19 protein-coding genes are annotated in these 12,572 nt (G+C 67.8%); 14 read left to right on the top strand and 5 right to left on the bottom strand.

Going from position 1 to position 12,572, the window contains the following annotated elements; translation table 11 throughout:
* From B4F19_RS05435 to B4F19_RS05425, 3 genes are all read left to right on the top strand, one after another.
* The coding region (locus tag B4F19_RS05435) for a hypothetical protein (protein ID WP_349675943.1) at window positions 1–387 on the top strand (387 nt) is incomplete at its 5' end.
* The gene (locus B4F19_RS05430; protein WP_005050795.1) at window positions 384–1,049 is read left to right on the top strand and encodes an N-carbamoylsarcosine amidohydrolase; all 666 of its coding nucleotides are present in this window, start codon (window positions 384–386) and stop codon (window positions 1,047–1,049) included. The genes B4F19_RS05435 and B4F19_RS05430, both read left to right, overlap by 4 nt.
* Before the next feature lie 51 nt (window positions 1,050–1,100).
* Complete coding sequence (locus B4F19_RS05425) at window positions 1,101–1,493, top strand: SDR family oxidoreductase (protein WP_005050794.1); 393 nt, start codon at window positions 1,101–1,103, stop codon at window positions 1,491–1,493.
* A gap of 85 nt (window positions 1,494–1,578) precedes the next feature.
* On the opposite strand, the gene B4F19_RS05420 is transcribed toward B4F19_RS05425, so the two are convergent.
* The gene (locus tag B4F19_RS05420; protein ID WP_082157159.1) at window positions 1,579–2,022 is read right to left on the bottom strand and encodes an SDR family NAD(P)-dependent oxidoreductase; all 444 of its coding nucleotides are present in this window, start codon (window positions 2,020–2,022) and stop codon (window positions 1,579–1,581) included.
* Here B4F19_RS05420 and B4F19_RS05415 point away from each other — a divergent pair.
* Window positions 1,950–2,168 carry an Lsr2 family DNA-binding protein gene (locus B4F19_RS05415; RefSeq protein ID WP_082157160.1) on the top strand — a complete coding sequence of 73 codons (219 nt, stop codon included), beginning with the start codon at window positions 1,950–1,952 and terminating at the stop codon, window positions 2,166–2,168. The two genes, B4F19_RS05420 and B4F19_RS05415, sit on opposite strands and share 73 nt — an antisense overlap.
* Before the next feature lie 5 nt (window positions 2,169–2,173).
* Here B4F19_RS05415 and B4F19_RS05410 read toward each other — a convergent pair whose 3' ends face one another.
* Window positions 2,174–3,232 (bottom strand): nucleotidyl transferase AbiEii/AbiGii toxin family protein, encoded by a 1,059-nt coding sequence (locus B4F19_RS05410; protein ID WP_005050776.1) that lies wholly within the window; start codon window positions 3,230–3,232, stop codon window positions 2,174–2,176.
* The gene (locus B4F19_RS05405; RefSeq protein ID WP_005050774.1) at window positions 3,225–3,884 is read right to left on the bottom strand and encodes a type IV toxin-antitoxin system AbiEi family antitoxin domain-containing protein; all 660 of its coding nucleotides are present in this window, start codon (window positions 3,882–3,884) and stop codon (window positions 3,225–3,227) included. The genes B4F19_RS05410 and B4F19_RS05405 overlap by 8 nt, the downstream gene beginning before the upstream one ends.
* A 152-nt stretch (window positions 3,885–4,036) precedes the next feature.
* Between B4F19_RS05405 and B4F19_RS05400 the strand changes: the two genes are divergently transcribed.
* Genes B4F19_RS05400 through B4F19_RS05380 form a run of 5 tightly spaced genes read left to right on the top strand, consistent with a single transcriptional unit; the run spans window position 4,037 to window position 6,692 of the window.
* On the top strand, window positions 4,037–4,921 hold the full coding sequence (locus tag B4F19_RS05400) for a hypothetical protein (RefSeq protein ID WP_005050771.1): 885 nt from the start codon (window positions 4,037–4,039) through the stop codon (window positions 4,919–4,921).
* Window positions 4,921–5,172, top strand: a complete 252-nt coding sequence (locus B4F19_RS05395) for a hypothetical protein (protein WP_005050769.1) — start codon at window positions 4,921–4,923, stop codon at window positions 5,170–5,172. The genes B4F19_RS05400 and B4F19_RS05395 overlap by 1 nt, the downstream gene beginning before the upstream one ends.
* Window positions 5,165–5,467 (top strand): hypothetical protein, encoded by a 303-nt coding sequence (locus B4F19_RS05390; RefSeq protein WP_005050767.1) that lies wholly within the window; start codon window positions 5,165–5,167, stop codon window positions 5,465–5,467. The genes B4F19_RS05395 and B4F19_RS05390 overlap by 8 nt, the downstream gene beginning before the upstream one ends.
* Window positions 5,467–5,943, top strand: a complete 477-nt coding sequence (locus B4F19_RS05385; protein WP_005050765.1) for a hypothetical protein — start codon at window positions 5,467–5,469, stop codon at window positions 5,941–5,943. The genes B4F19_RS05390 and B4F19_RS05385 overlap by 1 nt, the downstream gene beginning before the upstream one ends.
* Window positions 5,940–6,692, top strand: a complete 753-nt coding sequence (locus tag B4F19_RS05380; protein WP_005050763.1) for an HNH endonuclease family protein — start codon at window positions 5,940–5,942, stop codon at window positions 6,690–6,692. Before B4F19_RS05385 ends, B4F19_RS05380 begins: the two co-directional genes overlap by 4 nt.
* 5 nt (window positions 6,693–6,697) lie before the next feature.
* Here B4F19_RS05380 and B4F19_RS05375 read toward each other — a convergent pair whose 3' ends face one another.
* Window positions 6,698–7,231, bottom strand: coding sequence for a helix-turn-helix transcriptional regulator (locus B4F19_RS05375; RefSeq protein WP_005050761.1), 534 nt, complete (start codon window positions 7,229–7,231; stop codon window positions 6,698–6,700).
* Window positions 7,232–7,324: 93 nt separating this feature from the next.
* On the opposite strand from B4F19_RS05375, the gene B4F19_RS05370 reads away from it, so the two are divergent.
* The 5 genes from B4F19_RS05370 (at window position 7,325) to B4F19_RS05350 (ending at window position 10,973) form a co-directional block, all read left to right on the top strand.
* Window positions 7,325–7,561, top strand: a complete 237-nt coding sequence (locus B4F19_RS05370) for a hypothetical protein (RefSeq protein ID WP_043340519.1) — start codon at window positions 7,325–7,327, stop codon at window positions 7,559–7,561.
* A gap of 100 nt (window positions 7,562–7,661) precedes the next feature.
* The gene (locus tag B4F19_RS05365) at window positions 7,662–9,290 is read left to right on the top strand and encodes a hypothetical protein (protein ID WP_292733196.1); all 1,629 of its coding nucleotides are present in this window, start codon (window positions 7,662–7,664) and stop codon (window positions 9,288–9,290) included.
* Window positions 9,290–10,114, top strand: coding sequence for a hypothetical protein (locus B4F19_RS05360; RefSeq protein ID WP_005050753.1), 825 nt, complete (start codon window positions 9,290–9,292; stop codon window positions 10,112–10,114). Before B4F19_RS05365 ends, B4F19_RS05360 begins: the two co-directional genes overlap by 1 nt.
* Window positions 10,111–10,512: a hypothetical protein gene (locus B4F19_RS05355; RefSeq protein ID WP_005050751.1), complete on the top strand. Its 402-nt coding sequence runs from the start codon at window positions 10,111–10,113 to the stop codon at window positions 10,510–10,512. Before B4F19_RS05360 ends, B4F19_RS05355 begins: the two co-directional genes overlap by 4 nt.
* A 35-nt stretch (window positions 10,513–10,547) precedes the next feature.
* Window positions 10,548–10,973: a hypothetical protein gene (locus B4F19_RS05350; protein WP_005050749.1), complete on the top strand. Its 426-nt coding sequence runs from the start codon at window positions 10,548–10,550 to the stop codon at window positions 10,971–10,973.
* Between the two features lie 268 nt (window positions 10,974–11,241).
* Here the strand turns inward: B4F19_RS05350 and B4F19_RS05345 are convergent, their stop codons facing one another.
* A complete protein-coding gene (locus B4F19_RS05345) occupies window positions 11,242–12,375 on the bottom strand; it encodes an SAM-dependent methyltransferase (protein ID WP_005050747.1) in 1,134 nt (377 codons plus the stop codon).
* Window positions 12,376–12,572: the final 197 nt, after the last annotated feature.

The raw sequence follows: 12,572 nt of genomic DNA, 5'->3' as shown, positions 1-12,572 counted from the left end.
CGGATCCTTCGGGAGCTGGGGTATGACTACGTCCTGGACTGGACGAACGACGATCAGCCGTATCCGCTGAACGTCGACGGGATGTTCAGCGTTCCCTACACGATAGAACTCAACGATGTGACGATGTTCGTGAGTAAGAGCTATACCGGCCCGCAGTTCCTGGAAGCGGTGATCGACCAGTTCGATCAGCTCTATTCAGACTCCGAGCACTCGGGTCGCGTCATGTCGCTGCCGTTGCACCCGTTCATCGTCGGCCAGCCGTTCCGCCACCGCTACCTTGATCGGGCCCTCGAGCACATCACGTCTCACGATGGTGTCTGGGTGACGACGAGCGATGCCATCGCGGCGCACTATCAGTCGACGGGGAACAGGAGAGCCGATTCGTGACGAATACGGAGCTGATCGATGAGTACGCACGGCTGCGCGACGAGTTCAAGGCCAAGGGATTGGGCGGCCGGATCGGCTACGGCGAGAAGCCGGCGCTGCTGATCGTCGACTTGATCACCGGATTCACGGACAGCCGTTCGCCCCTGTCAGGCGAACTGGAGTCACAGCTGGCCGCCACCAATGCCTTACTCGTCCCCGCCCGTGAACTCGAGATCCCCATCTTCTTCTCGACGGTCGCGTACGACACCGAATTGCAGGAGGCGGGGCTCTGGATCAAGAAGATCCCGTCCAACCACCTGTTGGTGGAGGGCAGCGAATGGGTGGAGGTCGACAGCAGGCTGGGCCAGCTGCCCCACGAGATGACCCTGGTGAAGAAGTACGCATCCTGCTTCTTCGGAACTGATCTCGCCGCACGCTTGATCTCACGGGGTGTCGACACCATCATCATCGTCGGCTGCACCACCAGTGGGTGCGTGCGCGCCTCGGCGGTTGACGCCTGCTCCTACGGCTTCCACACCATCGTCGTCGAAGAGGCAGTCGGCGACCGGGCAGCCCTTCCGCACCTGGCCAGCCTCTTTGACATCGACGCGAAGTACGGCGATGTCGTCAGCCTCGACGACGCACGTGCTTACCTGCGGGGGCTTGCGCAACAGAACGATTGACTGCAGTAACGCCGTGGGGCCAACTTCCTCTGTGCGGAATATTGAACCGGCGTGCAGGCCGAGATCCCGCAGATGCTGGCGCAGGGCGGCGGATCCATCATCAACACCGCCTCGTCCCTCGGGCAGGTCGCCATCGCCCACCAGTCCGCCTACGTCACGTCGAAGCACGGCGTCATCGGCCTCACCCGAGCCGCCGCGGTGGAGTACTCCGACAAAGGCATCCGCGTGAACGCAGTGCTGCCCGGGGTGATCCAGACGCCAATGATAGACGCGCTGGAGGAGACCTACCCCGGCTTCAAGGACGCGCTGCTGACGAAGCACCCGATCGGCCGACTCGGCACGCCGCACGACATCGCCGAGATGGTCGCGTGGCTCGGTTCCGACGCGGCCGCCTTCGCGACCGGCGCGCAGTTCGCCGTCGACGGCGGGTACCTCGCGATTTAGACGAGGTGGCCACGACGGACGGGAGGCACGGTGTCAGCTGACACCGTGCCTCACGTCCGTCACCGGTCGCGCCGCGACCCGCGTGTCAGCCGTTCTTCGCGGCCAGTCGGTCCGTCTCGCTGTCGTTCCGCCACCCGGCGGTCGCGCCGCCGTCGACGCTGTAGTTCTGTCCGGTCACCCAAGAGGACTCGTCGGAGGCCAGGTAGAGCGGCATGTACGCGATGTCCTCGCCCGTGCCGGGGCGTTGAATGAGCGCGTTGCCGACCTGCCAGGCCTTGCCCTCCGCATCCACCGCCTTGTCCGTCGCCGGGGTGCTGACGAAGCCAGGCGAGATCGAGTTCGCGCGGACGCCGTAGCGGGCGCCCTCCGCAGCGAGCGACTTCGTCATCGCGATGACGCCGCCCTTCGCGGTGGTGTGCGCGACCTGGCGAGCGGCTCGATCCCGCGACCTTCGCGATCGACGGAAAGCAACTCGAGATCGATCTCGAGTTCGAGGCCTGGGCCAAGAGCGCGCGCCGCATCGGCGCAGCCACCCGGCGTCCGGCGAGGACGTCGCGGGGCGGACGGGCCGATCTCAACACGGTGCGTGAATGGGCCAGTCAGAACGGACACCAGGTCAGCGATCGCGGCAGGGTTCCCGCGTCCATCCTCGAGGCGTACGACGCGGCGCACTGACGCGGTCACTCCTGGGCTGAGCCGCGCGCTGCGCGCCAGTGCTCCGTGACGGGATAACCGGAGCGCACGTGCGCGCGCACGTGGACCTCCCCCGAAGGGGATCCGCTGCCGCCCGGCTCCGGCGGCGGAGGGTTCTGTGTCCAGCCTGAGCCAGGGACCCAGACCGTCCCCGGTTGCACGGGCGCGTCGGCGAGCGCGGGATCGATCAGCTGACGCGCGAGAGCCACGGCCTCACCCAGATCGGTGATCCCGCCGGCTGAGGGCGTGCCGGCCGCGAGCACCCGGTAGGGACCGTCCCAACCGTCCGGGACCGTGAACGTAGTGAACGAGTCGAGCTTTGACAGTGCACGCTTCGCGTCGATGGCCATCTGCAGCTCGCGCAGGTCGACGCGCTGCGTGCGTGCAATGGTGACGATGTCCACCAGGTCTTTCGCGCGGCTGCTGGGGCGGCCGTTGTAGGTGCTCATCGTCGCAGTGACCTTCTCCGCGACCTGATCGGAGATCGGGAACAGCCGGTAGGGGTGCGACGGGACCGGCCGCCCCAGCTGCAGCCGCGTCGACGGCTCGATCGTCTCGACGCGGCCGACCGGGGGAGGGCCGACGACCACGTCGATGGGGATGTCGGAGATCCTCCGGCCGGTGTTCGCGTCCAGACATGTGAACACCAGGCGCCGGGTCGCGACACCCGGCTGGTTCTCTCCTCGCCCGGTCGCACGGGCACGGGTGAGCTGGAACCGCACATGGTCGCCGAGATCACGCGCGGCTGCCTGCTCGAGCGCCTGCTGCGCGGCATCCAGATCGGCGGCGCCGGTCGAGGCCAGATCCAGGTCTTTCGTCGACCGTGACTTCGGCACCCGGGCGAGCATCGCCGTGCCGCCCTTGAGCAGCCACTCGGACTCTTCCCCCTCCGCAAAGACCCGGCTGAGGAAACGATCGTGCTGTGCCTGCACGATCTGCGCATTCACATCCAGCGCGCTCGCGCCGTCACCGGCTGCCTTCGTCGCGGCCGCCTTGATCGCCTGCGCAAGCCCCGTCCAGTCTTTGTAGCCGTCGGGCTCAGGCATCGGCCGGCACCACCGCGTCGACGCCCGCAAGAGCGAGCAGATCAGCCGCGAGCGCGGCACCCGAGGGGTACTTGTTGGGCTTGGCCAGCGGCTCCAGATACTCGGTCAGGCGGGCGGGGGAGAGCAGCTTTCCCGCGTCCGCGGCGTCGGCGAGCGCATCGGCGACGAGGGAGCGGTCGACCCACTGCTCGATCAGGTCGGCGATCGTGCGCTCGACGCTCATGGTCGGCATCCCGTCGACGGAGACCACCTCGGTGGGCGCGAGCTCGCGGGTGCGGAGCCGCACCCCGTCCAGGCGGGTACCGCGGCGGGTGGGAACGACGAACTCGAGTGGCCCGGGGAACCAGTCGCCGATGCCATGCAGCTGCGCGGCCGTCTGGCCTGCGGCGACGACGGGCGGGACGCCGGTGTCTGTGCGGGGACGGTCGGCGCCGCCGAGGGCGAGCCAGGTCGCGAGGATCGCCTCCTGCTCGTGCTCTGGCGCGCCGGCGAGGCGGTAGACGCCGCGCGCGACGCGGATGAGCGCGCCGCTGTTGGCGAGGCGCGTCAGGGTCGGGCGCGCCACGCCAGCCTCGAGCGCCTGGGCGGTGGTCACCAGGCCCCAACGCTGTGACGCGAGCTCGCCCAGACGAGCGAAAGTTGATCCTGCCATGCGCACAGTGTAGCGAGAAACCGCAACAAACGTTGTAGCTCGTTCAGATTGTCGACTTCGAGCCTCTGGGGCCACCCCTTAGCAGTGAGGGGGTTCCAAACCCTCGGGAACGGGTTATATTCGGGAATATAACCATCTGTGAGGAGGAGAAGATGCGGACCCACACCTGCCCGCCGGACCACAAGCACGGGCTGACCTCCACCTGCTACGTCGTCCACCTCTGCGGGTGCCGCGCCTGCATGGACGGCAACGCGCGCCGCCGCCGCGACCGCTACCGTCTCCTGGCCTACGGGCGATACCAGGACGCGCACCAACCCATCGAGCCGATCCGGCAGCACCTGCAGGCACTGGTCGACACCGGGATGATCCCCGAACGGATCGCCATCAGCGCCGGCGTCGGCGGCGCCACGGTCCGTCGCCTGCTCAACAGCGAGACGGCACGGTTCGTCACCGGCGCCACCGCCCGCAAACTCCTCGCAGTCACCCCCGACAGCAGCACTCTCGCCGCGCAGGGCCGAGTCAACGGCCGCGGCACCCGCCGGCGCCTCCAGGCTCTGGCCGCGATCGGATGGAACCACCACGAGATCGCACGCCGACTCGGCTACCCGCGCTGGAAGGTCAACAAGGCACTCGAAGGCGCCTACGTGGACATCCGTGTCCACGACGACATCGCCGCGCTCTACGACGAGCTCTGGGACCAGCAGCCCCCCACCCACACCCGAGCGCAGCGGGTCGGCCGCTCCTACGCACTCACGGTCGCACGCCGGCACGGCTGGCTGCCGCCGCTGGCCTGGGACGACATCGACACCGACCCGGCACCGCCCACAGCCGGGCAGGAACCCCTGCTCGACGAGATCGCGATCGAGCTCGCTCTCGCCGGCCAGAACGTCCGCCTCACCCGAGACGAGCGCCTCGAAGCCACCCGACGCGGGACCGAACGCGGACTCAGCCTCACCCAGCTCAGCGACCTGCTCGGCGTCGACGTCCGCACCATCGACCGCGACCGTGACGACCTCGGACTCCGGCAGGCCGCCTGATGAGCAAGACGCTCGACATCCTCGAAGCCGCCCTGCACGGCACCACCGCCGGCTACCTGGCCGGATGCCGCAGCAAGGGAGGATGCCCGAACCACGGCAACCGCCAGCTGCTCACCTGCACCGAAGCGGCCCGCGCCCGCCGCCACTACTTCTCGCTCGCCTCGCTCGAGGAGACCGAGCCGATCACCCGGCAGATGCTCCGCGACGCCAAGAACAGCCCCTTCGCACCGAAAGAAGCCGCAGATGTCTGACCAGCCGAACACCTTCACCATCGACTCCACCAAAGAGGGAGAGTGGCTGCGGGTCGTCCGCGCGCTCGGCGGCCATCGCTGGGCCCTGTCGCTGCGCTTCAACCCCCTCCCGCTGACTCAGCGAGGCGCCCGGCACACCCGGCCAACGCGGCAGCCCACACCCCACGCGGCAGCAGGCCACGGGCCGAACGCGAGACTGCACCTGCCCAGCTGCGCGATCTCCCCCCAGCTCGGCAACGGCCGCGGCGCCCACCTCAAGCAGATCCCCCACCTGGGCCGAACCGAGGAGCACTGATGACCGACATCGCCGTGCGCCTCCAGGAAGCCATGACCATCCAGACCGGCACACCCGTCACCGTCCGATGGAGCTTCCGCGAGTTCGCGCTCAACTGCACCCGCCGCGACGGCCGCCCCCTCACCCAACGGATGCACAGGCTCTTCCAGACGCTGCTCAACCGTGAAGCGCTCCGCGAGCTCACTCCAGGAGAAGACCCAACGATGGGATCCCGCGCAACCCTCATCGAGATCATCGACGACCTCGCCGTCAGCGCCGACCACCAAGGCGCCCGCGCGGCCGCGCTCGCCGAGGTCCTCCTCAGTGCCGGCATGTTCCACCTCGGCGACCAGCTCCGCCGCCAGAGCCACGCACTCTCAGAGCTCGACGCCGACGACGAAACCCTCGAGGTCATCGACGAGGCACGCACCCAGATCGCCCGAACCATACTGCTGCTCGACCAAGCCGACACCGCACAGGCAAAGGAGCGCAGATGAACCGACGCACCCGCCGCGCCAGCACAGCCCTCGCCGCGGTCGCAGCTCTCGCGCTCGGCTTCGGCGCCCACCAGCTGGGCATCACCTCCTGGATCGACACATGGACGCGCCCGCAGGCACCCGCCCCGGACCCGACCTACGACTACACCGCGCTCGCCGCAGTCGCGCAGGAGCTGCCGCTGATCGATCCCACCGAGGAGATTCCCGAGTATCGCCGCGCCACGTTCGGCGAGCGCTGGATCGACATCGAGGGAAACGGCTGCGATCAGCGAGACGATCTCCTCGCCGTCCAGCTGCAGGACGTCGTCCGTGACGGTTGCACGGTGCTCTCCGGCGTGCTCGACCCCGATCCGTACACGGGCACACGCATTGAGTTCGAGCACGACCGGATCGCCGCCCCTGGAGCCCCGGGAAGCTCCGGCGTCCAGATCGACCACATCGTCAGCCTTTCGGCGGCGCACGCCGGGGGCGCGTGGGCGTGGACCGAGCAGCAGCGCATTCAGTTCGCCAACTCGTTCGACAACATCGTCGCCGTCGATGGCAACACGAATGCGGCCAAGAACGACCACGGGCCAGCCCTGTGGCTGCCATCGAACGCCGACTACGTGTGCACCTACGTCGCCCGCTACACGGAGATCGTCGACACCTGGCACCTCGCGGTCGACGAAGCCGACCGCGGTGCGCTCGTGGACACGCTCTCAACCTGCGCTGCCCAGCAAGCCAGCGACGAGAGCGGGAGCATGTCGTGAAGCCGCTACGAACCCGCGTGGGATCTCGCCGCGCGCGCCTGACGCTTGGCCGCGCGAGCGCGGTCTACGACCTCGTTCGCATCCGTCGTGTCGACACCGAGGGTGCGCCTGATCACCTCGAGCTCGGCGTCGGTCCAGCGGGTGCGCCCTCGCATCCGCTCACCGAACGTGACGACGTTCAAGCCGAGCAGGTCGATCAGAGCCGCCTGCGTGGGAACCTCGGGCGCCCCCGCCCCGTCCGCGATCGCCGCCCGCAACCGCTCCGCGAAAGCCGCATCGCGCGCCAGTCCCGGCATCAGTCGCGGCCGGCGGCCGCGCTGCGAGGGCGCCCTGCGCGCGCGCTCCTGCGCGAATGCGTCGATCGCGGCCTCGTCGTAGAGCGGGGAGTTGCCTTCTATGGCAACCGGCTCGGGGAGCAGAGGACCCTCCTGGCCGGCTCTGCGCAGCTTGTTGCTGATGGAGCGCATCTTGTAGACCGCGACGACGGACACGCCGAGCTTCTCGGCGACGTCCGCCGTGGTGAGGTGCCGTCCGGTCATCAGCGCTCCTCTCAGCTGGATGAATATAACCACTTTCGCGGTTACGGCGCGCCGCGGCAACCAGACCCAACTTGGTTGGGGATGCTGGGGCGCATGGCTAACAAGGACGCGGACGCCATCCGTGAGGAGCTCCGTCGCATCGGCCAGCAGCTCGCGCAAGCGGACGAGCTGCGCGAACGCCGCGGCAAAGTCGTCGACGAGGCGCGCGCGGCCGAGCTGACCCAGCGAGAGATCGCCCTCCTGCTGGGGATGACCGAGGAAGGGCTGCGGAAGGCGCAGAAGTCCTACCACGGACGCGGGCGCTCTTACGGCGGCCGCCTCGCGTCCTAGCGACCCCGCCAGACCTTCATGGAGCGCCCGTCGACTGCGAAATCTGATTGCAATTTTCAAGCACTCTTGACTAATATAACCTGACGAATGAGGGGGTGAGATGGACGAGCTGAACTACCGACCCAAGCCGTGGACGCCGAAGGACGTGCCCACGATCTGGGTCGACCAGACCACCGGGCAAGGCGTCACCGACGCCGGCACGCCCGTTCGCCCCGTCATCGGCGAGCGCCGCAAGAACCCCAACCTGACGGACCTGCTCGACACGGCTGCCTCGTACGGCGCTAACCGCATCATGCTGACCGGGAAGCGCCCCGAGCCTGCGCCTGGCGTGCGGCACTGGCTGTACGTCCAGACCCCGAACTGGAAGCCCGGAGCCCACTGGGTCAACAACGGCCCGCCCACCGGTCGGTTCGAGCACGCGGTCACCGGCTTCAAGATCGAAGTCCGCACCGCGGAGGAGTGGTTCGGCGACGGGCCGCTGACCCCTGCCCAGGCTCGTCTGGCCTGGAACGTCACCGCGTCGATCATTCGCCACGCCGACGAGAACGCGCGCCTGTTCAACAGCACTGCCGCCACCGGAACGAACCTGTGGGCGCTGTCGCTGCCGAAGAACATCAACCCCGTGCCGGTCGAAGACGACATCGCCCAGGAGATCCACTTCACCTCGGGCCTGCACCACTACGACCACCTGGTCGCGGGGGAGTCGTTCGCCAAGCACGAGGACTGCGTCCCGCTGATCGACCCGGCCAAGACGAAGAAGATCAGCGAGTTCGCCTACGTCGACGGCCGGTTCATGTTCGCCGGCGTCGGGCGCGAGCTCGGTATCGGCCCCGCGATCCGGCTGAACCAGGCCGCCGCGTACGAGCTGCTCGAGCAAGACCCCTACGCGCGCGCCCGCTTCCACGTGCGGTTCCGCGTCCCTCAGGGCTGGAACCACGTTGGCCTGCTCGGTGTGAAGCACCTGGACGTTCGCGAAGGCTGGTTCTATCCGAACCGGCCCGGAGCGGTGCACGACACCTGGGCCGACGGCAGCGAGATCCACGTCGCCCTCAAGCACGGGTGGGAGATCCGCCCTCACGAGGCCGTGGTGTTCCGCAAGGCCAAGCCTCTAGACACCTTCACCGAGCGCATGACGCGCGCCCGCGAGCGAGTCCAGCTGCAGGACGAGATGCACCCGGACCTGCGCCGCGCTGTGCTCGCCGCGCTGCGGAACATCATGCTGCACTCGATCGGTGCATTCGCCGCCGCGGGCCGCGACGAGACCCGCGTCGCCGCGTCGCCCGATGACGTCCCGCCCGAGTACAGGGCCAAGATGCTGCGACAGGGCAACCTCTGGATCTATCGCATCCCGTCGCGCCCGAACGACCGCACCCGAAGCTTCTACCACCCGGAGCTCGCCGCCCAGGTCTGGGGTCGCGCACGCGCTCGCGTCCTCCACGGCCCCAGCTCCCTCGGCGGCTACACCTCCGGTGCTCTCACGGTCGACCCCTCGACGCTCATCGGCATCCAGGGTGATGCGATCTACACGACCAAGCTGCCGGCGTGGTCCCTGCCGGACCGGTTCATCGGCGGCGGCGACGACGGCAAGACCGGGCGCCTGCGCCTGCAGGGCTACCTCAACGGATCCTTCATCACGCCGGAGACGCTGCGGCAGCGTGACGCGCTGAAAGCACGTGCCGAGCGGGCCGGCATCGCCAAGGCGCTCGAGCAGGCAGAGGAGAAGGGCTGATGGCTGACCAGCAGCGCACCGCCCAAGACCTCATCCGCGATCTGCGGCGCAAGGGCATCAGCACGGCCGAGATCGCCGAGGAGCTGCACCGCTCGCCTCGAATGGTCCGCAAGATCCTCAACGGCGAAACCAGCGGCGCCCTCTACCGCCAGGCGCTCCAGGAGCTCGCTGACACCGGACGCCTCACCCACGTCCCGCCGCGGCGCCGGCGCAAGGACGGCTCGATCGCCCCCGTGCGAGGCAAGGCCGGCGCCAAGCCCGTCATCCCCGAAGACCTCAGCGGCACCTACGTTGAGGGTCGCCAGGGTGGTCGGCTGCGCGTCGACGTGGCATACGCCACCGGGGGCGACCGGTACATCGAGATGCGCATCCCCAAGGGCCGCACCGCGAAGGGCCGCGAGCAGGCGAACGCCGAACTGATCAAGCAGGTCCGCAACGCCGCCAAGGGCCAGTCCCACGACAAGCAGAAGCAGATCACCGCCCACCTGACCTTCTCCAACGGCCGCGTGATGGAGGTCAACTCGTACAACGCCTCGACGATGCTCAAGCGCATCCACGAGAACGGCGGCGACGCCCTCGGCTGGTTCCGCGAAGAGTCGAAGAACCGATACGTGAACCTCGACACCAGCCGCGACACCATCACCGGCGTCACCCTCAACGTCGTCAGCACGGCCAAGACGACCGAGTACCAGAGGCAGGCCGAGCGCGGCCGCACTCACCGCCCCCGCTCGCTGTCGCCGGCGGAGCTCATCAGCATGGAAGAGAAGCGGCGCATCGAGGAGCGCCGCGCTCGCCGCCGTGGAAACCGAGGAGGTGGTCAGTGACCATGGCCGCCCCGAAGAAGCCCACAGCTGCAGCGAAGCCCCGCGCACGCAAGGCCGCGCCCCCCGCTGAGGAAGTCACCAGCGACGTCGACCAGGCAGCGACGTCCGAAGCACCCGCACGCGCACCTCGCGCAAGCCAGAAGCCGGCAGCGGCGAGCGCGACGCCTCCTGAGTCGGCCGAGGCGGAGACGCCACCGCCGGCGAAGAAGAAGCGGGGGCCCTACAACGTCGTCTACGTCCAGAAGAAGCCCGTCTCGATCCGTCTCCCCGACGACGCGCTTGAACTGATGGACTGGGCCAAGCAGGATGCAGCCAGCCGCGGCGACCGCCTCACCAAGGACGAGATCGTCACCGTTGCGCTTCGCGCCTACTGGGGCCGCAAACGGCGCCGCGGGTAATGACCGTCTCCTGAGCTGCTGGCAGGGAAGTCGAGATGAGTGAAACTAACGGGCCGGCCGAGTTGCCGGTCTACTCGATCGCCGAGGCATTCGTGAAGCGATCCGGAATGTATATCGGGCAGCCCGTCACGTTCGAGCGAGTGCACACGTTCCTGCTCGGTTTCGAAACGGCGATGTTGTACGTTCGCGACGAGCTCGCGCGCGATCGCAATGCGTTTCAGCCCGTGGGCGTGCTCGGTCAGTTCCGGGAGCAGCTGCGATCCGAGGGGCGGCTCAGGTGGGACTCCTGGTCCCTGACGATCGTGGCGGAAGCGATCGGCTGGACTGGCGACGAGCCTCCGGCGATCGACGATCTGACCGAAGAGCAGCACCTCGAGGCAGTCCGGGACCTTCTCCCGTTGCTCGAGAAGGTCTTTGCCCTCCCCGCGGAGCTTGTCACCTCGCTCCGTGACTCCGCCTGAGAAGGGTAGGCACCCCACCGCTGTCGGTGTGTCGTCCCGCCCATCGAGTTCGAGAACGCGTTCTATGCTGTGCGGCGATGATCAACCTGACCGCCACCGTCCCGCTTGGACCGCTGACAGAACTTGTCGGACGATCCCTCTCGGCGACTGGGAGATGGGTCAACTCATCCGGTAGCGCCTACCTGTCATATCCATCACTCAGAGGATCCTGACCCGGACGAACGATCGCAGTCGCTCGAGGGCAAAGGACCCGTGCGGATGTCGCGCGTCACACCTCGACCTCGAACGGCAACTTTCGCAGTGTCGTCGCGGAAATCCCGGTGCTCTTGTACATCCGGGCGTGGGCGTACTGGATCTCCGGCAGCAGATCGATGCGGCCGATCGCCTCCAGCATGATCTCGTCGGCCTGACCGGTGAGATGACGCAGTTCGGGGATCGCGTACCCGCCCACGTACTTCCCGGAGTTGAGATCCCAGGAGCGCACGGCCGGCAGCGCCTCCTCGATCCTCTCGCCGAGCTCCACCAGAGCATCGAACGTGTCCTGCCCGTAAGCGTGCGGGGAGAATGGGATCTGCGACATCGTGCCCTTGGTGACGTTGAAGCAGTCGCCCGTGAACGTCCACCACAGGAACGCCAGCCGCGACGCCGCGATCGCGCTGGCCGCGAGCTGGTCCTTCCGGTTCTGAACGAACAGCTTCCCCTCGTTGAGGGGCACCGTGGCGTGCGTGGTCTTGTCGTAGGTGACCGGCGGCACCGTGTACGTGCTCAGGAAGTACGTGGCGGTCTTCTTGAAACCGACGGAGTAGTCGCTCACACGGACAAGCGGCGTCGAGGAGATCGTGCCCTTCGCAAGCAGCGTGTCGATCAGCTCGAACATCGCGTCGCTGCTGGCGCGCATCCAGTTCGGGGTCCGCGAGCCGGCGGGCCGAAGCGAATACCGCAGTGTCGCCATCAGATGCGGACGGAACGCCTCGATCCAGCTGTGGGTGAGCGTCGTGTGCAGCTCGGAGACGCTGCCATACCCGGCGGCGGTGATGATCGTGCTGCGCACCTTCACCTGGAACAGGGCAGCCGGGCGTTCCTGGAAGGTGCTCACCCAGATCGCATCGAACCGCCGCTCGTAGAACTTCCGCAGTGACTCGTCGCGATCGGCGAACTGGCTGCGGATGGGAACGATCAGGCTGAGCCGGCCATCCGGGCGCGTGATCTGCGCCGAGCGCTCGCAGCAGGAGGCGTAGATGTCGTCGACGTTGTCTGTCTCGAAGCCGGTGATGCGGTAGCTGAGCTCGCGCCGGTTGACGTAGGGTGGGTTGCCGATGACGACGTCGAAGCCGCCCTGATTGGGGTGTGACACGTCGCCCCGCACCGGCAAGAAGCGCGGCCCGTACAATGTCCAGCGCATCGAAAAACACCCCGCGACCTTCCGACTACCTCCGGACGTCTTCGAGTACATCAACCAGGCACGCGACGAAGCCGCGGCCCGTGGTGATCGCCTCACCAAAGACGAAGCGATCACCATGGCAGTCCGCGCGTTCTGGGGCGGCAAGCGCCAGCGCCGCCGCTGATCACCACACCGACATAACCGACGAAAAGAACTCT

The organism is Microbacterium sp. UBA1097 (assembly GCF_002313585.1).
In the GTDB taxonomy this organism is placed as follows: domain Bacteria; phylum Actinomycetota; class Actinomycetes; order Actinomycetales; family Microbacteriaceae; genus Microbacterium.
The sequence above is the reverse complement of the archived record's forward strand: the minus strand, read 5'-3'. Positions and strand labels throughout refer to the sequence as shown.